Below are 19,839 nucleotides of genomic sequence, written 5' to 3' on the forward strand. Positions count from 1 at the left end.
CTTCGGAAATTTTCTCTTACGGTCTTATCGTGGGCAAAGACATACCTACTAGGCCTCTATGGATTTGGGTTTGCGTGTTTTCTTAGCGGCTGTCGCGGGCAGCAAGCTGGTGATTCGTTGGTACAGCTCAAACAGGAAAGCCGCGCGTTCGGCGTCGGAGGCGTAGGTCTTTTTGCCGCCGCTGGGTTGGTAGGCGGCGTCTACGGCGGTGTCTAGTTTTTGGTGGGCCTTGAGCAGGGCCGGGGGCATGGTCAGTGGGTCGTACAGGTCGGCGAGGGACGCGTCTGCAAATTGGGCGCGAGCGTCGAGGACGCATTGCGCGGCTTGTTCGATTGCGTTGCGGTGTTTGTCGCTGAGTGGTTCGCCAGCGAAGCCGGGCCAAGGGTAGTTGTTGTAAACATTGCTTGCTGAGTATTGGTAGTCGCTCTTCATTCGACCGCAAACCGAACGAAGCCAACTCATATGCATCGCAGACTGAAGTACTCCCATTTCTAAAAGTCCAGCGCCAGGGACTATGAGCGAACTACCGTTGGCAATTACATCGGGAGACATGAAACCGATTGGCAAGTATTTACGGTTCTCTGACGATACTTTCGGCAGAAATAAGTAGCTTGAATTAGGCTGTCGGATCTCTCCAAACAGTGATGGTGTCTCAGCCAGCTTTTTTGTTGCTTCGCGATTACTTTGGGATCTAAATTTTTTTACAGAGTTAATTCGTTCAAGAATCGTTGGCGTCGATTTAATGAGACTTGGGTTTGCATCCGTAAGCCACAAACACCAACGTAGTTCAGCGTTTAGAAACTCTTGCCCACCCATAAATGGGCGAATGAGATGAAGTACTTCGGGGTGCGTGCTTGCTAGCTGCTCCTTTTCCTTGCTATCGAGCAACAAATGACCATCGTCATTCGCCATGCTCCCGTATTGCATTTCTGGCACATTGCAAATTGGCGTGCTTCTTTTGCTGAGTGCAACGTTATTTGCGTCCACCAAATACGGATTGATATTTTTTGCAGGCACAGCCAACGGCTCGCCTTTGATGTCCGCGTATTCAAAAATAGTTTTGTCGCTGCGGTTGCACAAACCAAAACCGATGATCACGCAATGCACAGCTGCATTGCCTTTGGCTTCGTTTGACCACGAAAAGGTACGGTGTGCAAACTGAATGTGAATGCCCTGTGCCAACATCCAGGACCACAGCACGCCTACTTGTTCACCTTGGGTGATGCTGTTGGTGGACACGAAGGCCACGCGTGGTCCATCTTGCGACTCAACGCTTCGCAAGTACTGGGCTGATTTGACGTACCAAGCCGCCACAAAATCCAGAACACCAAAGCCCTTGATGCCGCTCATCACAGGCTCAAAGTCAGCCTTTTGTTGTGGCGTTTGTTCTTTCTTGCCGATGAACGGCGGGTTGCCCAACACATAGCTGCACCGCTCCGCAGGCAGCACCTCGTTCCAGTCCAGCCGCAGCGCGTTGGCGTGACGGATGCCGGGTGAGCTTTTGAGCGGGATGCGCGCAAAGTACAGGCCAAACTCCACGCTCACGCGCAGGTTCATTTGGTGGTCCACCAGCCACAGGGCCACTTGCGCAATTTGCGCCGGAAACTCTTCGATCTCGATGCCGTAAAACTGGTCCACGTTCACGCCAATCAGGGCATGCACGTCCACCGTCAGCTGGCCTTTGTGGGCGCTCAGTTCGTGGTCGGCCCGCAGCACTTTCAGCTCCAGCTCGCGCAGTTCGCGGTAGCTGATGACCAAGAAGTTGCCGCACCCGCAGGCGGGGTCAAAAAACGTCAGTTGCCGCAGCTTTTTGTGAAACTCAAACAGCTTGTTGCGGTTGCCCTTCACGCGTTCAAACTCGGCGTGCAGTTCGTCCAGAAACAGCGGCTTGATGAGCTTGAGGATGTTGGCCTCAGACGTGTAGTGCGCCCCCAGGTTGCGGCGGGCCTTCTCGTCCATGATGCTTTGGAACAAGCTGCCAAAGATGGCGGGGCTGATGGCCGACCAGTCGAGCGCACAGGCGTCCAGCAGGGCTTCGCGCATGGCGGTGCTGAAGTCGGCCATGGGCAGGGTTTCTTCAAACAGACGGCCGTTGATGTAGGCAAACTTGCCCAGCTGCTCGTCGATGTTTTTGCTGCGTTGGCCTTCGTGCGTGTTGAGCACCTGAAACAGTTGCCCCAAGCGCGGCCCCAGGTCCGAGCCGTCGGGCGCGGTGCGTTCTTCAACAAAGTCGCGGAACGATTGCGCGGGCTGAAAGATGCCGGTGTCGTCGGCAAACAGGCAAAACAGCAGGCGCACCAGCAGCACCTCCAGCGCATGGCCGCTGTAGCCGCTGGCTTTCAGTGCGTCGTGCAGGCGGCCCATGCGCTCAGCCGCCTTGATGTTGACCGGGTCTTCGGCCTGGATGTCTTGCACCTTGTAGCCCGCCAGCAGGCCAAAGAGCTTGACGTGTTTGTGCAGGTGCTGAAGCTCAAACTCGACCGTCTCGCCCGTGGCCAGGCGCCGCACCCGAAAGCGGGCAAAGTCGCAGACCACCACCAGCTGGGGCAGGTCGCGCTCGGGCAGGTTGTGCAGGTAGCCAATGGCTTGGTCCACCGCGTCGTCGAGGCTTTTGCCGCGAGACTTGTGCTCCACCAACAGCACGCCGGGCCAAAACAAATCCACAAAGCCTTGCGCTCCGCCGAGCTTTTTGACGTTCAGCTCGAAGGTGGCAACGCGTTTGTTGGTGATGCCAAAGATTTCAAAGAAGTCGATCCAAAAGGGCTTGGCTTCGCTGTCTTCGTTGCAGGCGTCGGCCCAGGTTTTGCTGAATTGCAATGCTCTGGATTTGATTTCGTTTCAATTAAGACCCATTTGGTACTCATAAAGTGAGTTTGGATCGTAACTTAAAGTATTCTCTTTCCGGCCTCTTGTAGCGCTGCGGTTGTAACGGGGTGGTCAGGCGGTCTGCCCACAGGCGGGCGCACTGCCAGCTCGCAGCGTCTGGCTCTATGCAAAGGATTACCTACGCGTCTGTACGCATGGCACGGGCCATGGGGCTGGGTAACATGCCTGAGCTTTCCTTCAAACCCCATGACCCTCCAACACCATGCGATCAATCACTGCGCTGATGGCCACTTGCTGGCTCACGGCTTGCGCCACGCCCCCAATGCCTTTGAGTGCTGACCCCATTGCCGTGGTGGCCGCTGGCAGCTTGCGCGAGGCGATGACCGACATCGCCAAGGCGCATGAGGCCCGCACCGGCCAAAAACTGAACTTGTCTTTTGCGGCCTCGGGGCTGCTGCGCGAGCGCATCGAAAAGGGCGAAGCGGCCCAGGTCTTTGCCTCGGCCGACATGGGGCACCCGCAAAAGCTGGCCGACGCCGGCAGTTGGAGCCCGCCACGCGTGTTTGTGCGCAACCAACTGTGTGCGATCACCCAAGCGAACCTCAACCTCACGCCCGAGCGTTTGCTGGGCGCTTTGCTCGATCCGGCGGTGCGTGTGGGCACCAGCACCCCCAAGGCCGACCCGGCCGGTGACTACGCCTGGGCGCTGTTTCGCAGGGCCGATGCGGTCAGCGCTGGCGCTTACGCCACGCTGGAGCGCAAGGCTTTGCAGCTGACGGGAGGCCCCAGTTCGCCCAAGCCCCCGGCAGGTCGCGGCACTTACGCTTGGGTCATGGACCAAGGACAGGCCGATGTTTTCTTGACCTATTGCACCAACGCGGTGTCTGCCCAACAAGAGGTGCCCCGCCTGAAGATCGTGGCGGTGCCGCCCAATTTGCAGGTGTCCGCAGACTACGGCCTCACCGTGCGCCGTGGCACCCACCCGGCCGCACAGGCCTTTGCCGACGCCTTGCTCGCGCCCAGCGCACAGGCTGTGTTTGCGCGGTATGGGTTTGGCAGTCCTTGATCTGGGCTTCTTTTCTTGTCATCCCGGGGGAACACCCTTTTTGTCATCCCGGGCGAAGACCCTTTTTGTCATCCCGGGCGAAGACCCGGGATCCACTGGGCAGCGCTCTTTTGAGAATGCCGGTTGTGAATCCTGGATCCCGGATCAAGTCCGGGATGACATTTACCGAGGCGGTGCGGGATGACATTTGCTGAGGCCTTCCAGGAGGACATTGGCTCAGGCGGTGCGGGATCAAATGATTTGTGCAAAGATCCCGCCTTTCCCCTATTCAAGGAGTCCCTTGTGAACCACGATCTGATTCAGGATGCCCAAGCTTTGCTGGGCAAAAGTTCGTTTGACGGCAGCACGCGCCGCCAAGCTTTGCAGCTGGCTTTGGGGGTGGGTTATGCCGCTGCGGCGGGCACGGTGATGGCGCAGACGGCCATCAAGACGCCATCGACCGGCTTGGTCACGGGCGAGGTGACCATCGATGTGAATGGTTTCAAGATGCCGGCTTTTCGCAGTGCCCCAGCGGGCAAGACCCATTTGCCGGTGGTCTTGGTGATTTCGGAAATCTTTGGCGTGCACGAGTACATCGCCGATGTGACGCGCCGCTTGGCGCAGGCCGGTTATTTGGCCATTGCGCCCGAGCTGTTTGTGCGACAGGGCGATCCGAGCGAATACGGCGAGTTGGCCAAGCTGCAGTCCGAAATCATTGCCAAGGTGCCCGATGCGCAGGTGATGGGCGACCTGGACGCCACCGTGGCTTGGGCCGCAGCCAACGGCGGCAACACCGACAAGCTGGCGATCACCGGGTTTTGCTGGGGTGGCCGCATCACTTGGCTGTATGCCGCGCACCAGCCCAAGCTCAAGGCCGCTGTGGCTTGGTATGGCCGTTTGGTGGGGGCCGCCACGCCCCAGACGCCGCAGCACCCTGTGGCGCTGGCCGCCAACATCAAGGCGCCGGTGCTGGGCCTGTATGGTGCGGCAGATACCGGTATTCCCCTTGACACGCTTGATAAGATGAAAGCCGAGCTGGCCAAGGGCACGGCCGCTGGCAAAGCCAGCGAGTTTGTGGTTTATCCTGAGGCCCCCCACGCGTTTCATGCCGACTACCGGCCCAGCTACCGCCAAGCGGCAGCCGAGGACGGTTGGCAGCGTTTGCTGGCCTGGCTCAAGCGGCAAGGCGTGGCTTGATGAATGGATGAAAAACCGCCCTTTGGGGCGGTTTGTTTTGGGGGTGTGTGGATCACCCCGGATGGAAAAATGACTCTATTGGCAATTTTGATCGGCACCTTGGTGGCCGGTATCGGCAGTGTTTGGTTGGCGGCCTGGCTGAGCTTTGGCGTGATCAGCCGTTACACGCAGCACATGCTGAGTTTGGCCGCAGGGGCTTTGCTGGCCACGGCGTTTTTGCATTTGCTGCCCGAGGCGTTCGAGTCCGATGTGGGGCCGCATGCGCTGTTTTTGACGCTGCTTTTGGGCTTGGTGTTTTTCTTTTTGCTCGACAAGGCCGAGCTGTGGCACCACGGGCATGAGCACCACCACGGGCACCACGACCATGACCATTCAGGGCATGCCCACCACGACCATGCGGGCCATGCCCACCACGACCATGCGGGCCATGCCCACGGCGGTGAGCGCTCAGCGGGTCATTGGGCGGTGCTGGCAGGCGACAGCGTGCATTGCTTTGGCGATGGCATTTTGATTGCGTCGGCCTTCATGGCCGATTTGCAGTTGGGCGTGATCGCTGCATTGGCCGTGCTGGCCCACGAGGTGCCGCACCACATGGGCGACTTGGTGGTTTTGCGCCAAGGCAGCAGCAACCGCCAGGCGGCGGTGCTCAAGGTGTCGATGGCCGGGGCCATCACGGCTTTGGGTGGGGCCTTGGGCTATGTGCTGGTCGATGCCTTGCACGGCGCCTTGCCTTACTTTTTGGTGGTGGCCAGCAGCAGCTTCATTTATGTGGCGCTGGCCGATTTGATTCCGCAGTTGCAAAAGCGCCTGAGCGCCAAAGAGACGGCCGCGCAAATCATTTGGCTGGTGGGCGGCATGGCCATGGTCATGGCGGTGAGCCTGTTGGCCCACCGGGGCTGAGCCGCTCAAAAGCCGGTCGTTCAGCCTTGGGCGCAGGGCAGGCCGGGGGTGCGGCTCCATTCGCTCCAGCTGCCCGCATAAAGGGCTGTGGGGCCATAGCCCGCCAGCTCCATGGCGATCAGGTTGGGCACGGCGCTCACGCCGCTGCCGCAGTGGTGCACCACGGTGCTGGCGCTGCGGCCAGCCAACACGCTGTCCCATTCGGCCTTGAGCACGTCGGCGCTTTTGAAGAAGCCTTCGGGTGTGAAGTTGTCGGTGAAGGGGCGGTTGAGTGCGCCGGGAATGTGGCCCGCAATTGGGTCCAGCGGCTCGACCTCGCCACGGTAGCGCGGGGCGCCACGGGCATCGACCACGGTTTGTGTGGGGCGGCCGAGTTGTTCCACCACGCTGTCGATCATCACCAACTGACGCAGGGGCGTTTTGACGGCAAAGTTGACGGCTGTACCAGCCGCTTGGGCGGGGCCTGAAGCCACAGCGCCGCCAGCGGCTTTCCAGCCTTGCAGGCCGCCGTCGAGCACGGCCACGGCGTCATGCCCCAGCCATTTGAGCATCCACCACAGGCGGCCGCAGTAGTTGCCGGCTTGGCGGTCGTACACCACGACCTGGGTGTCGTTGCCAATGCCTTGGCTGCCCAACCAGGCGGCCACTTTTTCGCGGGCGGGCAAGGGGTGGCGGCCGCCATTGACGGCGTCTGCGTCATGGTGGGCACTGAGGTTGCGGTCCAGGTGCGCTTGCAGGGCACCGGCAATGTGCTCTGACTCGAACATGCTGTCGGCCGTCTCGGGCTTCATCAGGTCCGAGCTGCAGTCGAGCACGGCCAAGTTCTGGCCTGACTGCTTCAAGGCTTGCAATTGGGCGGCGGTGATCAGCAAGGGGTACATGGTCAATCTCCTGTGTCAGTGTTCTTCAGCGGGGGCTTGGGGCAGGGCGCGTTTGCGCAGGGCGGTGGCGGCGATACCACTGGCGATGATCAAGGCCATGCCGGTCCAGCCAATCAGCGGGATCAGGTCGCCAAACAAGAACAAGCCGTACAGCGCGGCAAACACAATGCCCGAATATTGCAAATTGGCCACCAGCATGGTGGCGCCCCGGGTGTAGGCCTTGGTCATGCACAGCTGGCCCAATGCGGCCAGCAGGCCAATGGGCAGCAGCCACAGCGCATGCGGCCAGACCCAGTCGCTGGCGCCGGTGAACAGCATGGCCGTGCCGCCCACGATGGTGGTGCCGATCGAGAAATAAAACACGGTGCGCGACTCGGGCTCGCCCATGCGGCCCAGAGCCGCCACCTGCATGTAGGCCAATGCTGCGCCCAGGCCCGAGAGCAAGCCGATCACGCCGGCAAACAGCTGGTTTTGTTCGATGGTGGGGCGCAAGATCATGATCACCCCGGCAAAACCCGTCAGCACCGTGAGCACCACGGGGCCTTGGCGGCTGGCGTCTTGCAGGCGGCCCATGACCAAGGTGCCGCCTACCAAAAAGGCTGCCACCCAGACGCCGCTCATGTAGTTGAGCGTCATGGCGGTGGCCAGGGGCAGGTGGGCAATGGCGTAGAACCAGGCGGACAGTGAAGTGACGCCGATGACCGAGCGCCAGACGTGCATCAGCGGCACGGGCGTGCGGATGGACACGCCCTGTGCCCGGCACAGGCTGGCCATGACGACCATGCCGATCAGGCCTCGGTAGAAGACCAGCTCAAAGGTGTTGAAGTGGCTGGCTGCGAACTTGATGCACACGCTCATGGTCGCAAAGAACAGCGACGCCAGGATCATCCAGGAGGCTTGCATCGGGGCAGTCGGCTCAGCGCGTGTTCATCTGGCGGCGGTACCACTCGTGGAAGTGCTGCATGCCGTCTTCCATGGGGCTTTGGTAAGGACCCACTTCGTTGTCGCCGCGTGCCAGCAGGGCTTTGCGGCCCGCGTCCATGCGCTCGGCGATCTCGTCGTCCTCGATGCAGGTTTCCATGTAGGCCGCTTGCTGGGCTTCGACGAATTCGCGCTCAAAGGCGACGATCTCTTCCGGGTAGTAGAACTCGACCATGTTCAGCGTTTTGCTGGGGCTGATCGGGTGCAGGGTCGACACGGTCAGCACATGCGGGTACCACTCGACCATGATGTGCGGGTAATAGGTCAACCAGATCGCGCCGCGCTCGGGCAATTGGCCGTTGCGGTATTTCAGCAGCACTTCGTGCCACTTTTTGTAGGTGTCGGAGCCGGGCTGGCCAAAGCCGCCCGAGACGCCCACGGTTTGCACCGAATAGTGTTCCTTGAACTCCCAGCTCAGGTCGTCGCAGGTGACGAACTGGCCCAGCCCCGGGTGGAAGGGGCCGACGTGGTAGTCCTCCAGATAGACCTCGATGAAGGTCTTCCAGTTGTAGTTGCATTCGTGCAGCTCGACGCGGTCGAGCGCGTAGCCCGAAAAGTCCAGTTGGCTGCGCGGGCCCATGCCGGCCAGGTCGGCAGCGATGCTGCGGCCGTTGTCTTCAAACAGCAGGCCGTTCCACTCTTGCAACTTGTAGTTGTTCAGGTTCAGGCAGGGGTCGTGCGAGAAGTGCGGTGCGCCCAGCAGTTGCCCGTTGGGCGCGTAGGTCCAGCGGTGCAGGGGGCAGACGATGTTGCCGCCCGCGCTGCCTTTTTGCTGTGTGGCCAGGTTGCCCCGGCCGTTCAACATGACGGCCTGGCGGTGGCGGCAGACGTTGGAGACGAGCTCCACCCCGCCTTGGGCGTTGCGCACCAAGGCGCGGCCTTCGCCCTCGTGGGGCAGGGCGTAGTAGTCGCCCGGGTTGGGCACTGCCAGTTGGTGGCCCACGTAGCGGGGGCCTTGCTGGAAGAGCGTTTTCAATTCGCGCTGGAACAGCGCCTCATCGAAATAAGTGGAAACTGGTAGTTGGCTTGCGGCCTGCTGCAGTTGAAGACTTAAATCAGACATGGGTGACCTGACCTAGAGACTCCCCCTATGAAGGGGCAGGGACAAAGCGCCAAATCCTGCGATTTGGGCGCAAAAAACGGCAGGAACAGGCCTGCCGGGGAACCCGTGATTGTACCTTGAGGGGGTTGGCGTGCCGTGCTCGCCATGGCAGAGCCGTGTTGGCGGCTGGGCCTTGATTTGTCCTTGAGGCGTGCATGGCTGTCAGTTTGGCTCAGGGGAAGCGCCTAAAATCAGTCTTTTTGCGCGGACCACCCATGCCCAAGGCTTCCAAAACCGAGACTTCAGACGCCGTGCAGGACTTGCCGGCCACTTATGAGGCGGCTTTGTCCGAGCTGGAGCAGTTGGTGGCCCAGCTGGAGTCGGGGCAGATGCCTTTGGACCAGTTGCTCACGGGTTACCAGCGCGGTGCCAGCTTGCTCGGTTTTTGCCGCGACAAGCTCAAGGCGGTGGAAGACCAGATCAAGGTCTTGGACAACGGCCAACTCAAACCCTGGACGGGCGCATGAGCACACTGTTTGATTTGAAAGCCTGGATGCAGCCGCATCTGGCGCGTGTGGAAGCGGCTTTGACCGATGGCATCGCCGCACAGTCGCCCGCCGATTTGGGCCAGGCCATGCGCTACGCGGTGCTGGACGGCGGCAAGCGCCTGCGCCCCTTGCTGGTGCTGGCCACCGCCGAGGCGGTGGGTGGCGACATGGCAGCGGCCTTGCGTGCGGCCTGCGCCATTGAGCTGATCCATGCTTATTCTTTGGTGCACGACGACATGCCGTGCATGGACAACGATGTGCTGCGCCGGGGCAAGCCCACGGTGCATGTGCAGTTTGGCGAGGCCCAGGCTTTGTTGGCCGGGGACGCTTTGCAGACCTTGGCCTTTGAATTCCTCACCCCCGAAGACGGCAGCGTGAGCGCTTCTGTGCAGGCCGCTTGTGTGGGCTTGTTGGCCCGTGCATCGGGTTACCAGGGCATGGCCGGTGGCCAGGCGATCGATCTGGCCAGTGTGGGCCAGCGCTTGACCGAGGCGCAGCTGCGCCAGATGCACCGCCTCAAAACCGGTGCTTTGTTGTTGTGCAGTGTGCAGATGGGTGCGGCCTGCGGCAGCGATGTGTCGCCCGCAGCCCAGTCGGCTTTGCAGCAGTTTGGCGAGGCCATGGGCCTGGCCTTCCAGGTGGTCGATGACATCCTGGATGTGACGGCCGACTCGGCCACCTTGGGCAAGACGGCGGGCAAAGACGCCGCTGCCGACAAACCCACTTATGTGGCGCTGATGGGCCTGGAGCCCGCGCAGCGCCTGGCCGACCAGCTGGCGGCCGAGGCTGCACAAGCTTTGCAAGATACCGGCTTGCCCGCCGAACGCCTGGCCGCTTTGCGCGGCCTGTGCGACATGGTGGTCCAGCGAACCCATTGATGCCATGACCGAATTCCTTCCCGCCATCCAGTCTCCGGCCGATTTGCGCCAGTTGTCGCGCACCGATTTGCCCGCCCTCGCGCAAGAGCTGCGGGCCTGTGTGCTCGACAACGTCTCCAAGACCGGGGGCCACCTGAGCTCGAACCTGGGCACGGTGGAGCTGACGGTGGCCTTGCACTATGTGTTCAACACGCCCGAAGACCGCATCGTCTGGGACGTGGGGCATCAGACTTACCCGCACAAAATCCTCACGGGCCGTCGTGAGCGCATGCCCAGCTTGCGCCAGCTGAACGGTTTGTCGGGCTTTCCGCGCCGTGACGAGAGCGCGTACGACACCTTTGGCGTGGGCCATTCGTCCACCAGCATTTCGGCGGCCTTGGGCATGGCACTGGCCGCCCGCCAAAAGGGCGAATCGCGCCACTCGATCGCCGTGATCGGCGATGGCGCGATGACCGCGGGCATGGCGTTTGAGGCGCTCAACAACGCGGGCGTCGAAGAGTGCAAGCTGCTGGTGATCCTGAACGACAACGACATGTCGATCAGCCCGCCGGTGGGGGCTTTGAACCGCTATCTGGCGCAGCTGATGAGCGGCAAGTTTTATTCGGCCGCCAAAAATGTGGGCAAGAACGTGCTCAAGAACGCGCCGCCGCTGTTTGAGCTGGCCAAGCGCCTCGAAGAGCATGCCAAGGGCATGGTGGTGCCCGCCACGCTGTTCGAAAAATTCGGCTTCAACTACATCGGCCCGATCGACGGGCACGATCTCGAATCGCTGATCCCGACGCTGGAAAACATCAAGCACCTCGATGGCCCGCAGTTTTTGCATGTGGTCACCAAAAAAGGCCAGGGCTACAAGCTGGCCGAGGCCGATCCGGTGGCCTACCATGGCCCCGGCAAGTTCGACCCCGCGGTTGGCCTGGTGCCATCGACCACACCGGCCAAAACCACCTTCACCCAGGTGTTTGGTCAGTGGCTGTGCGACATGGCGCAGCAAGACAAGCGCTTGGTGGGCATCACCCCCGCCATGCGCGAGGGCTCGGGCATGGTGGAGTTCCACCGCCGGTTTCCCGATCGTTATTACGACGTGGGCATTGCCGAGCAGCACGCCGTCACCTTCGCTGCGGGCATGGCCTGCGAAGGCCTCAAGCCGGTGGTGGCGATTTACTCCACCTTCTTGCAGCGCGCTTATGACCAGCTGATCCACGATGTGGCGCTGCAGAATTTGCCGGTGGTGTTCGCGATCGACCGCGCAGGACTTGTCGGTGCCGATGGCGCGACCCATGCGGGCGCGTACGACATCGCTTTCATCCGCTGCATCCCCAACATGAGCCTGGCTTGCCCGGCCGACGAGCGCGAATGCCGCCAGCTGCTGAGCACGGCTTATGCCCAGAACCATCCGGTGGCGGTGCGCTATCCGCGTGGCGCGGGGGTGGGCGCGGTGCCCGATGCCGATTTGAACGCTTTGCCTTTTGGCAAAGCCGAGATCCGCCGTCAGGGCCAAGGCATCGCCATCCTCGCGTTTGGCACCTTGCTGGCCCCGGCCTTGAAGGCCGCCGAAGCCTTGAATGCCACGGTGGTCAACATGCGCTGGGTCAAGCCGCTGGACACTGAGATGCTGGCGAAGGTGGCCCAGGACCACGCCCAACTGGTGACGGTGGAAGAAGGCAGCATCATGGGCGGCGCAGGCAGCGCCGTGGCCGAAGCCTTGCAGCAGCTGGGTCTGGTGCGGCCTGTGCTGCATTTGGGTTTGCCCGATGTGTTCATCGAGCACGGCGACCATGCCCAACTGTTGGCAGCGCAAGGACTGGATGCGGCGGGCATGGAAGCGTCGATCCGAAAGCGTTTTGCCTGATGCGCTTGGCTGAGGCCCATTGATGAAAGTCAAATGACTTTCAAGGCTTGGGGTGTTCGTGGGGCGAAATCTGACAAAAAGGGTAAACCCGAGCCTGAACAGGCTCTGGATCTTTCTAGAATAGACCGACCCCAATAAGTCCATGCTCCGCAGTCTGGGGCATGTTTATTTTTCAATGAGGAGTTATTCCATGGATCGTCGTTCCATTCTGAAAAATGCCGGTATCGCTGGTGTTTTGGCTACAGGCATCGCGCCTGCTGTGCATGCGCAAGCCGCCATTCGCTGGCGCCTGGCTTCGAGCTTCCCCAAGTCTTTGGACACCTTGTTTGGCGGCTCTGAAGTCTTCGCCAAGAAGGTCAAGGAGATGAGCGGCGGCAAGTTCGAGATCACCACCCACGCAGCTGGTGAGTTGATGCCCGCTTTCGGCGTGCTCGACGGCGTGCAAAACGGCACCGTGGAATGCGCACACACCGCGCCTTACTACTTCTTCGGCAAGGACGAGACTTTCGCCCTGGATTGCGCCATTCCTTTCGGCCTGAACAGCCGCCAGATGACGGCGTGGATGTTCGAAGGCAACGGCATGAAGCTGATGCGCGAGCACTATGCCAAGTACAACATCGTGAACTTCGCGATGGGCAACACGGGCACCCAAATGGGTGGCTGGTTCCGCAAGGAAATCAAATCGGCTGCTGACCTCAAGGGCCTGAAGTTCCGCGTGGGTGGCTTTGCTGGCAAAGTGCTCGAGCGCATGGGCGTGGTGCCCCAGAACATTCCCGCTGGTGAGATTTACCAGTCGCTGGAAAAAGGCACCATCGATGCCGCCGAGTGGATCGGACCTTATGACGATCTGAAACTGGGCCTGAACAAAGTGGCGCCGTTCTATTACTACCCAGGCTGGTGGGAAGGTGGCCCTCAGTTGACTTTGATGGTCAACCAGAAGGCTTATGACGCGCTGTCGCCTGAGAACAAAGCCATCGTGGAAGCCGCTTCTGCTGTGGCCCACATCGAGATCCAGGCCCGCTACGATGCACACAACCCAGGTGCTTTGAAGCAGTTGGCTGCTCAGAAGACCAAGGTCCTGCCTTTCCCCAAGGACATGATGGACGTGGCCTTCAAGCACTCACAAGAGGTTTATGCCGAGTTGAGCGCCAAGAACCCGAACTGGAAGAAAGTCTATGACGACTACTCCAAGTTCCGCGCTGAGCAAAACTGGTGGTTCCGTTTCGGTGAAGCCCGTTTCGACAGCTTCATGCAGGCTCAAAAGCTCTGAGCTTTTTCAGCCCGCTGAAACCACCCGCCGTGCGCAAGCCCGGCGGGTTTTTTTATACCCGTTGTTCGTGCTGGCGCAGCGCCTGGGCCAAGCGCGTGAATTCTTCGAGCATGGCGCGGTCGTGGCAGTAAAAGAAAGTGAATGTGCCGCCCAGGTTGCGCACATAGATGCGGGGTGCCACCAGATGCTCCAGGCCGCGGATGCGCATGATTTTCACGTAGGCCAATTCACGCAACGCGACGCGGCGCTGCCACATCCAGCTTTGCTCAATCGCTTCATGGTCCAGTTGGATGCGGCTGCGCTGAATGTGCCAAACAATGAAGCACAGCATGGCCCAGACCACGCCGCACCAAGCGCCTTGTCGAGACAGCCATGCCATGTCCAGCCGCCAGAACCAGACCAGCAAAGCCAGCACAATGAACCAGGCGATGGCTTTGAAGACGGGTCCGAACGCCGATGCCGACATGGCTTGCGCCGGTGCTTGATAGGGGTAGGGCAGAGGTTGTGCTGGCACGGGGTGTTCTGCAGAGGACATTTGGGGGCTTGGGAAAGAAAAAAGCACCTCGCAGCTGTGCTGGCGAGGTGCTTGTCAATGACCAGATTTACTTCTTGTCGCTGGCGCCGGGTATGTCCTTCATCGGATCATCCTGGGCTTGCGGATTGGCATTGGCATCGGGTGGTGGTGCATCGTCGGGAGCCGGGGCGGCCTCCAGCACAACAGAGTTCATGTCAATGACTTGGGGCTTGTCCAGGAAGGCGGTGACCGACTGGGGCACAAAGATCACGATCACGACCAGCAGGATTTGCATGATCACCCAAGGGATGGAGCCCATGTAGATATCGTTGGTCTTGATGGGTTCGGCAATCCGTTTTTCCTTGAACATGGTGTCGGCAATGCCGCGCAAATAGAACAGCGCAAAACCAAACGGCGGGTGCATGAAGCTGGTCTGCAGGTTCACGCACAGCAGCACGCCAAACCAGATCAGATCGATGCCCATTTTGTCGGCCACAGGCGCCAGCATGGGCACGATGATGAAGGCGATCTCGAAGAAGTCGAGGAAGAAGGCAAGGAAGAAAACAAAGACGTTCACCACGATCAGAAAGCCCACCTGGCCGCCCGGCAAGCCGGACAGCAGATGCTCCACCCACTTGGCACCGTCCACGCCCTGGAAGACCAGGCTGAACACGCGCGAGCCGATCAGGATGAACACGACCATGGCCGTCAGGCGCATGGTGCCGTGCATGGCTTCCCACAGCAGCTTTGGAGTCAGGCGTTTGTGCATGGCTGCCAAAATCAAGGCGCCAACCACGCCCATGGCACCGGCTTCGGTGGGTGTGGCAATCGCGCGGTCCTGGAAAGGCAAGCCGCCCATGGAGCCCAGCACGGTGAAGATCAAGACAGCGGAGGGGATGATGCCTTTGAGGCACTTGCGCCACAGCGGCCAGCCGTTCAGGGTGCGGGCTTCTTTGGGCACGCCGGGGACGTATTCGGGCTTGAACACACCCAGTGCGTAGGTGTAGATCGCGAACATGGCGATCTGCATCAGCGAGGGGCCCCAGGCGCCTTTGTACATGTCACCCACAGGGCGACCCAATTGGTCGGCCAGCACCACCAACACGAGTGACGGTGGCACGAGTTGGGTGATGGTGCCGGACGCCGCCAGCACGCCTGTGGCGTAACGGGTGTTGTAGCCGTAGCGCAGCATGACGGGCAGTGAAATCAGTGCCATGGCGATCACTTGACCGGCCACGGTGCCGGTGATGGCCCCCAAGATGAAGCCCACGATGATGACCGAGTAGCCCAGGCCGCCTTTGATGGGGCCAAACAATTGGCCCATGGCGTCCAGCATGTCTTCGGCCAGTCCGCACTTTTCAAGGATGGTGCCCATGAAGGTGAAGAAGGGGATGGCCAGCAGCAGGTCATTGTTCAGGATCGAAAAGATCGAGATGGGCAAATTGCCCAGAAAAGCAGTGGGGAACCAGCCCATTTCGATGGCGAAGAAACCGCTGGCCAGGCCCAGCGCGGCCAAAGAGAAGGCGACCGGAAAGCCGATCAGCATCACGAACACCAAGCCCACAAACATGATGGGCGCAAAATTTTCCATTTGCATTTTTATTTCCTTGCAGCGAGTCTTAGAGCAGTTGTGGCGTTACCGCTCACTGCAGTGGTTTTTCATAGTGGGTGTCCATGGCGTATTGGCCCCGCAGGAAGGCCACCCGCTTGATCAACTCAGCCAGGCCTTGCAGCAAGACCAGCGCAAAGCCCAGGGGCATGGCCAAAGTGGCGGGCCATCGGATCAGACCGCCTGCGTTGCTGCTGTGCTCACCCGTCACCAACGTGTTCCAAAAGTAAGGAAACGACAACCAGGCCAGAAAACCCATGACCGGCATCAGGAAGAACACGATGCCAAAGATGTCCACGTAAACAGGTCGGTTGCCGGTTAGCTTGCCGTAGACCAAGTCCACGCGCACATGTTCGTTGACTTTGAGGACATAAGGTGCACCGACCATGACCATCCAGGCAAACAGGTACCACTGGATTTCGAGCAGGCCGTTGGAGCTCCAGTCAATGCCGTAACGCACAAAGGCGTTGCCCGCGCTGATGAGGGCTGCCAGCAAGACGGTCCAGGTGGCCAGGCGACCGAGTCGGTCGTTGAGCCAATCGATACCAAAGGCGAATTTAAGCAATGTCGACAAAATTGTCTCCAAATTAACCAAGATAAAAAAAGCACAAAGCCATGCCTCAGGGGCAGACTTGGCAAATCCTGTCGATGTTAACAATGAAGGTCTGTGGCTCGACCGATATTTGCCTGATATTTGCTCACTTTGAAATTAAATCTCCTCAATTCCGAGCTTGGCTTGGCGTGCCTACGTGGTACTACGTATGGCCGATCGCCCGACATCAATTCCACCATGGCAAGCGAAGCTTCAAGGATTGGATCTGCCCACAGTCCGCGGGCGCCTGGTAGCCGGCCAACTGGTTGATTTGTTGTTGCCAGGGCTGTGACTGCAGCACCGACAGCAGTTGCCCGATGGGCGGCGTATCGAGGGCGCTTTTGAGGCAAACGAGCCAGTAGTTTTCTTGAGTCAAAGGCACGAAGTCGAGGTTTTGTGCGCGTGCGGCTGAGGCGATGCCCAATCCAACATCGGCACGGCCTGCAGCCACGCAGGCGGCCACACCTGCGTGAGAGCTTTCTTCGTGTTCGTAGCCGCGGATGGCCGAGCCCGACAGGCCGTGACTTTGCAACCATTGGTCCAGCAGCAGCCTTGTGCCCGTGCCCAGTGCACGGTTGACGATGCGAACATCCGGGCGTGTCATGTCTTGCCAGGAGGTGAGCTGGCGGGGATTGCCCGGGCGGACCATCAGACCTTGATCGCGTCTGGCGAAGCTGATCAGCTTGTGCTGGCCTCTTTTGAGCAGGGGACGGTAAGTGCGCGCCACCAGCGAATCGCTGTCAGGCTCAACCGGTGCATGAAAGCCTGCCACCATGCAACGTCCCTCGTTGAGTGCGCGAATCGCATCGACACTGCCGCAAAACCGCATGTCCAAGTGCAGCGATTGTCTGGCGCAATGGTTTTGCAGGCCAAGCAAACCATCGTCATGGCTGGCATACAGCGTCAGCAAATGGCTGTCGGGGTCAAATGCCACTGCAAAGGTTTTTTCCAGCTCTGCTTGCAAAGCGTTGATTTGGGGCGTCAGCCTCGCTTGTGCCTGTCGTTCGGCCCATAGGAGCTTGTCGGCAAATTCGGTCAGCTGTGCGGCTTGGCCTTTTTCCCAAATGATGAGCGGTTGGCTGAGCACATCTTCCCAGCGTTTGAGTTCGCCCCAAACATGGCGGTAGGACAAGCCCATTGTTTTGGCTGCAGCCGAAATCGAGCCCGCACTGCGCACAGCCTGTAGCAAATCCATCAAAGGGTTGCGCAGCGGTGAGGTCTGGTTTTGCAGTAACGCAGGACTGGAGTTGGGGCTCCAGTTGTAGGAAATATCAATGTGTCGCACAGCTTGGAGTTTGCCTGAATCAAAACGGGTGTGATCTGAGGGGGCTGTCTGGCGTATGCAATTGAATTCATAGCGGACATCCCTTACGGCCAAGCCGTATTGCTCCTATAGCATCCAAGGCTGTTTTATGAATACGTTTACCGACAGCGCCTTGGCGGCGTTCGACCTCATCATTTCTCTGGATCCAGGCCTGTGGGCGGTGGTCTGGCGGTCTGTCGCCGTCAGTGCCACGGCTTGCTTGCTGGGGTATGGCGTGGGTGTTTTGTTGGGCGCATGGCTGGCTGTGGCCAGGTTTGCCGGGCGTGGTGCGGTGCTCATCGGACTGAACACTTTGCTGGCATTGCCCTCGGTTGTGGTGGGGTTGGTGGTGTATTTGCTGTTGTCACGAACCGGGCCTTTGGGCTTTTTGGGTTGGATGTTCAGTTTCAAGGCCATGGTTCTTGCCCAGTTTGTCTTGGTGCTGCCGGTGGTCACGGCTTTGACCCGTCAGGTCGTGGAGGATGTGGAGCGCCAGCACGGCGAACAATGGGCTTCACTGGGGGCCGGGCCTCGTTTGCGTGGTGTGCTGCTGGCCTGGGATGAGCGCTATGCCTTGCTGACCATCGGCGTTGCGGCTTTCGGCCGTGCTATTTCCGAAGTGGGGGCGGTGATGATTGTGGGGGGCAATATCGATGGCTTCACCCGTGTCATGACCACGGCCATTGCGCTGGAGACCAGCAAGGGTGACTTGCCCTTGGCCTTGGGGCTCGGGCTGGTTTTGTTGGGGGTGGTGCTCTTGTTGAATTTGCTCGTCCTGGCCGTACGTCGGTGGGCCGAATTCAGGCAAGGGCAAGTCGTGAACACCCCTAAAGGATGGGTCACATGACAAGGGCGCGAGCCGCAGTGCAAATGGACGGGGTGAGTGTGCAGTTGGGGGCGAGCCCTGTGCTGCATGGCATCGATGTGCAGATCCAGCCGGGTGAGCGCGTGGCCCTTGTGGGCTCGAATGGCTCGGGCAAGAGCACTTTGCTGCGTGCATTGCATGGCCTGTTGCCGGCCCACCAAGGGCAAATTCATTGGCATCCTGAGTTGCGTCAGGCCATGTTGTTTCAAAAGCCCCACGTTTTGCGCACTTCGGCGCTGAACAATGTGGCGCTGGCGCTTTGGCTCGACCGTGGACAGGGCTTGTCGTGGGCCCAAGCCAAGGCCCGTGCGGTTGTGGCTTTGCAGCGAGTCGGTTTGACGGGTGTGGCTCACCAAGGGGGGCGCCAACTGTCGGGTGGGCAGCAACAGCGCCTGGCTCTCGCCCGAGCTTGGGCGCGCCAGCCTCAGGTGCTGCTGCTGGACGAGCCGACCGCCAGCCTGGATCCACATGCCAAGCGCGAAGTGGAGAACTTGATTGCTGAATTCACGGACGGTGCCGATGGCCGCATGACCTTGATCTGGGCCAGTCACAACTTGGGTCAGGTCAAGCGCCTGGCCAGTCGAGTGCTCTATTTGCAGGGTGGTCGCATCGAAGCGGACTTGCCTGTTGATGATTTTTTCAATGCCGCCGAGCTGTCCAAGCGCAGCCCGGCAGCCCATGCTTTTGTTCAAGGAGAACTTTCATGACTTTCAAAACTTCCATGACCCGTCGCGCTTTGGTGTGCGCCGTTTTGGCCACCACCTCGGTCTGGGCGCAAGCCCAATCGATCGTGATGTCGTCCACCACTTCGACCGAGCAATCGGGCTTGTTCGCGCACTTGCTGCCCGCCTTCAAAAAAGCCAGTGGGCTGGACGTGAAAGTGGTGGCGCTGGGCACGGGTCAAGCGCTGGACATGGCGCGTCGCGGTGACGCTGACGTGGTGTTTGTGCACGACCAAGTGGCCGAAGAAAAGTTCGTGGCCGATGGCTTTGGCCTCAAGCGCTTGCCTGTGATGTACAACGACTTTGTGCTGATTGGCCCCAAGGCCGACCCGGCAGGCACCAAAGGCAAAGACATCGTGGCGGCTTTGAGCAAGTTGTCTGCAGGCAATGCGCCCTTTGTCTCGCGTGGTGACAAGAGCGGCACGCATGCGGCCGAGCTGCGTTTTTGGAAAATGGCCAATCTGGCGGACAAAAAAGGCAGCGGCTACAAGGAATGCGGCTGCGGCATGGGCCCGGCTTTGAACATCGCAGCGTCTTCAGGCGGCTATGTGTTGGCCGACCGTGCCACCTGGCTCAACTTCAAGAACCGCGCCGATTTGGCCGTTTTGGTGGAGGGCGACAACCGCTTGTTCAACCAGTACGGCGTGATGGTGGTCAACCCCGCCAAGCATGCGCACGTCAAGCAGGCTGATGCGCAGAAGTTTGTGGACTGGATCATTTCGCCTGCAGGTCAGACAAACATCAGCGAATACAAAATCGGTGGCGAGCAGCTGTTCTTCCCGAACGCTGGCAAATAAGTGCAGCAACGGTGTCGCGC

The 19,839-nt window shown here is 60.1% G+C and carries 18 protein-coding genes; 10 read left to right on the forward strand and 8 right to left on the reverse strand.

All coding sequences use genetic code 11. The features are described 5' to 3' along the window. Nucleotides 1-48: 48 nt before the first annotated feature. Nucleotides 49-2,817, reverse strand: coding sequence for a DNA methyltransferase (locus B9Z43_RS12190; protein ID WP_233250153.1), 2,769 nt, complete (start codon nucleotides 2,815-2,817; stop codon nucleotides 49-51). Nucleotides 2,818-3,088: 271 nt separating this feature from the next. Here B9Z43_RS12190 and B9Z43_RS12195 point away from each other — a divergent pair, with 271 nt between their 5' ends. The 3 genes from B9Z43_RS12195 (at nucleotide 3,089) to B9Z43_RS12205 (ending at nucleotide 5,968) form a co-directional block, all read left to right on the forward strand. Beyond that, a complete protein-coding gene (locus tag B9Z43_RS12195; protein WP_108325953.1) occupies nucleotides 3,089-3,892 on the forward strand; it encodes a molybdate ABC transporter substrate-binding protein in 804 nt (267 codons plus the stop codon). Nucleotides 3,893-4,174: 282 nt separating this feature from the next. Beyond that, the gene (locus B9Z43_RS12200) at nucleotides 4,175-5,068 is read left to right on the forward strand and encodes a dienelactone hydrolase family protein (protein WP_233250152.1); all 894 of its coding nucleotides are present in this window, start codon (nucleotides 4,175-4,177) and stop codon (nucleotides 5,066-5,068) included. Between the two features lie 69 nt (nucleotides 5,069-5,137). Then, nucleotides 5,138-5,968 (forward strand): ZIP family metal transporter, encoded by an 831-nt coding sequence (locus B9Z43_RS12205; RefSeq protein ID WP_108326137.1) that lies wholly within the window; start codon nucleotides 5,138-5,140, stop codon nucleotides 5,966-5,968. A gap of 20 nt (nucleotides 5,969-5,988) precedes the next feature. Here the strand turns inward: B9Z43_RS12205 and B9Z43_RS12210 are convergent, their stop codons facing one another. Genes B9Z43_RS12210 through B9Z43_RS12220 form a run of 3 tightly spaced genes read right to left on the reverse strand, consistent with a single transcriptional unit; the run spans nucleotide 5,989 to nucleotide 8,893 of the window. Then, a complete protein-coding gene (locus B9Z43_RS12210) occupies nucleotides 5,989-6,849 on the reverse strand; it encodes a sulfurtransferase (RefSeq protein ID WP_108325960.1) in 861 nt (286 codons plus the stop codon). A gap of 15 nt (nucleotides 6,850-6,864) precedes the next feature. Beyond that, entirely contained in the window at nucleotides 6,865-7,752 is an 888-nt protein-coding gene (locus B9Z43_RS12215) for a DMT family transporter (RefSeq protein WP_108325962.1), read from the reverse strand. 13 nt (nucleotides 7,753-7,765) lie between these two features. After that, on the reverse strand, nucleotides 7,766-8,893 hold the full coding sequence (locus B9Z43_RS12220) for an aromatic ring-hydroxylating dioxygenase subunit alpha (RefSeq protein ID WP_108325964.1): 1,128 nt from the start codon (nucleotides 8,891-8,893) through the stop codon (nucleotides 7,766-7,768). Nucleotides 8,894-9,147: 254 nt separating this feature from the next. Here B9Z43_RS12220 and B9Z43_RS12225 point away from each other — a divergent pair, with 254 nt between their 5' ends. From B9Z43_RS12225 to B9Z43_RS12240, 4 genes are all read left to right on the forward strand, one after another. Beyond that, nucleotides 9,148-9,399, forward strand: coding sequence for an exodeoxyribonuclease VII small subunit (locus B9Z43_RS12225; protein ID WP_108325966.1), 252 nt, complete (start codon nucleotides 9,148-9,150; stop codon nucleotides 9,397-9,399). Then, complete coding sequence (locus tag B9Z43_RS12230) at nucleotides 9,396-10,298, forward strand: polyprenyl synthetase family protein (RefSeq protein ID WP_108325968.1); 903 nt, start codon at nucleotides 9,396-9,398, stop codon at nucleotides 10,296-10,298. The genes B9Z43_RS12225 and B9Z43_RS12230 overlap by 4 nt, the downstream gene beginning before the upstream one ends. A gap of 4 nt (nucleotides 10,299-10,302) precedes the next feature. Next, the gene (gene dxs, locus B9Z43_RS12235; protein ID WP_108325970.1) at nucleotides 10,303-12,147 is read left to right on the forward strand and encodes a 1-deoxy-D-xylulose-5-phosphate synthase; all 1,845 of its coding nucleotides are present in this window, start codon (nucleotides 10,303-10,305) and stop codon (nucleotides 12,145-12,147) included. 190 nt (nucleotides 12,148-12,337) lie between these two features. Further along, nucleotides 12,338-13,417 (forward strand): TRAP transporter substrate-binding protein, encoded by a 1,080-nt coding sequence (locus tag B9Z43_RS12240; protein WP_108325972.1) that lies wholly within the window; start codon nucleotides 12,338-12,340, stop codon nucleotides 13,415-13,417. Nucleotides 13,418-13,469: 52 nt separating this feature from the next. Here B9Z43_RS12240 and B9Z43_RS12245 read toward each other — a convergent pair whose 3' ends face one another. From B9Z43_RS12245 to B9Z43_RS12260, 4 genes are all read right to left on the reverse strand, one after another. Then, nucleotides 13,470-13,952 carry a hypothetical protein gene (locus B9Z43_RS12245; protein ID WP_108325974.1) on the reverse strand — a complete coding sequence of 161 codons (483 nt, stop codon included), beginning with the start codon at nucleotides 13,950-13,952 and terminating at the stop codon, nucleotides 13,470-13,472. Nucleotides 13,953-14,019: 67 nt separating this feature from the next. Next, nucleotides 14,020-15,528, reverse strand: coding sequence for a TRAP transporter large permease subunit (locus B9Z43_RS12250; protein WP_108325976.1), 1,509 nt, complete (start codon nucleotides 15,526-15,528; stop codon nucleotides 14,020-14,022). Nucleotides 15,529-15,574: 46 nt separating this feature from the next. Further along, nucleotides 15,575-16,114 carry a TRAP transporter small permease subunit gene (locus B9Z43_RS12255; protein ID WP_108326139.1) on the reverse strand — a complete coding sequence of 180 codons (540 nt, stop codon included), beginning with the start codon at nucleotides 16,112-16,114 and terminating at the stop codon, nucleotides 15,575-15,577. A 205-nt stretch (nucleotides 16,115-16,319) separates the two neighbouring features. Further along, nucleotides 16,320-17,417, reverse strand: coding sequence for a substrate-binding domain-containing protein (locus B9Z43_RS12260; RefSeq protein ID WP_108325978.1), 1,098 nt, complete (start codon nucleotides 17,415-17,417; stop codon nucleotides 16,320-16,322). 127 nt (nucleotides 17,418-17,544) lie between these two features. Between B9Z43_RS12260 and B9Z43_RS12265 the strand changes: the two genes are divergently transcribed. The 3 genes from B9Z43_RS12265 to B9Z43_RS12275 are packed head-to-tail and all read left to right on the forward strand — an operon-like array spanning nucleotide 17,545 to nucleotide 19,819. Then, nucleotides 17,545-18,282: an ABC transporter permease gene (locus tag B9Z43_RS12265; RefSeq protein WP_108325980.1), complete on the forward strand. Its 738-nt coding sequence runs from the start codon at nucleotides 17,545-17,547 to the stop codon at nucleotides 18,280-18,282. Continuing rightward, nucleotides 18,279-19,007 carry an ATP-binding cassette domain-containing protein gene (locus B9Z43_RS12270; protein WP_108326141.1) on the forward strand — a complete coding sequence of 243 codons (729 nt, stop codon included), beginning with the start codon at nucleotides 18,279-18,281 and terminating at the stop codon, nucleotides 19,005-19,007. Before B9Z43_RS12265 ends, B9Z43_RS12270 begins: the two co-directional genes overlap by 4 nt. A gap of 14 nt (nucleotides 19,008-19,021) precedes the next feature. Further along, complete coding sequence (locus B9Z43_RS12275) at nucleotides 19,022-19,819, forward strand: substrate-binding domain-containing protein (protein ID WP_233250158.1); 798 nt, start codon at nucleotides 19,022-19,024, stop codon at nucleotides 19,817-19,819. Nucleotides 19,820-19,839 lie beyond the last annotated feature (20 nt).

This window comes from Limnohabitans sp. MMS-10A-192, assembly GCF_003063335.1.
Taxonomy (GTDB): Bacteria; Pseudomonadota; Gammaproteobacteria; order Burkholderiales; family Burkholderiaceae_C; genus Limnohabitans_A.

Excerpts from the sequence above, each read along its gene's own strand:
- B9Z43_RS12220 (WP_108325964.1), bottom strand. The coding sequence starts at position 8,893 with ATGTCTGATTTAAGTCTTCAACTGCAGCAGGCCGCAAGCCAACTACCA.
- B9Z43_RS12240 (WP_108325972.1), top strand. The coding sequence starts at position 12,338 with ATGGATCGTCGTTCCATTCTGAAAAATGCCGGTATCGCTGGTGTTTTG.
- B9Z43_RS12215 (WP_108325962.1), bottom strand. The coding sequence starts at position 7,752 with ATGCAAGCCTCCTGGATGATCCTGGCGTCGCTGTTCTTTGCGACCATG.
- dxs (WP_108325970.1), top strand. The coding sequence starts at position 10,303 with ATGACCGAATTCCTTCCCGCCATCCAGTCTCCGGCCGATTTGCGCCAG.
- B9Z43_RS12265 (WP_108325980.1), top strand. The coding sequence starts at position 17,545 with ATGAATACGTTTACCGACAGCGCCTTGGCGGCGTTCGACCTCATCATT.
- B9Z43_RS12205 (WP_108326137.1), top strand. The coding sequence starts at position 5,138 with ATGACTCTATTGGCAATTTTGATCGGCACCTTGGTGGCCGGTATCGGC.
- B9Z43_RS12225 (WP_108325966.1), top strand. The coding sequence starts at position 9,148 with ATGCCCAAGGCTTCCAAAACCGAGACTTCAGACGCCGTGCAGGACTTG.
- B9Z43_RS12245 (WP_108325974.1), bottom strand. The coding sequence starts at position 13,952 with ATGTCCTCTGCAGAACACCCCGTGCCAGCACAACCTCTGCCCTACCCC.
- B9Z43_RS12210 (WP_108325960.1), bottom strand. The coding sequence starts at position 6,849 with ATGTACCCCTTGCTGATCACCGCCGCCCAATTGCAAGCCTTGAAGCAG.
- B9Z43_RS12195 (WP_108325953.1), top strand. The coding sequence starts at position 3,089 with ATGCGATCAATCACTGCGCTGATGGCCACTTGCTGGCTCACGGCTTGC.
- B9Z43_RS12230 (WP_108325968.1), top strand. The coding sequence starts at position 9,396 with ATGAGCACACTGTTTGATTTGAAAGCCTGGATGCAGCCGCATCTGGCG.
- B9Z43_RS12270 (WP_108326141.1), top strand. The coding sequence starts at position 18,279 with ATGACAAGGGCGCGAGCCGCAGTGCAAATGGACGGGGTGAGTGTGCAG.
- B9Z43_RS12275 (WP_233250158.1), top strand. The coding sequence starts at position 19,022 with ATGACCCGTCGCGCTTTGGTGTGCGCCGTTTTGGCCACCACCTCGGTC.
- B9Z43_RS12250 (WP_108325976.1), bottom strand. The coding sequence starts at position 15,528 with ATGCAAATGGAAAATTTTGCGCCCATCATGTTTGTGGGCTTGGTGTTC.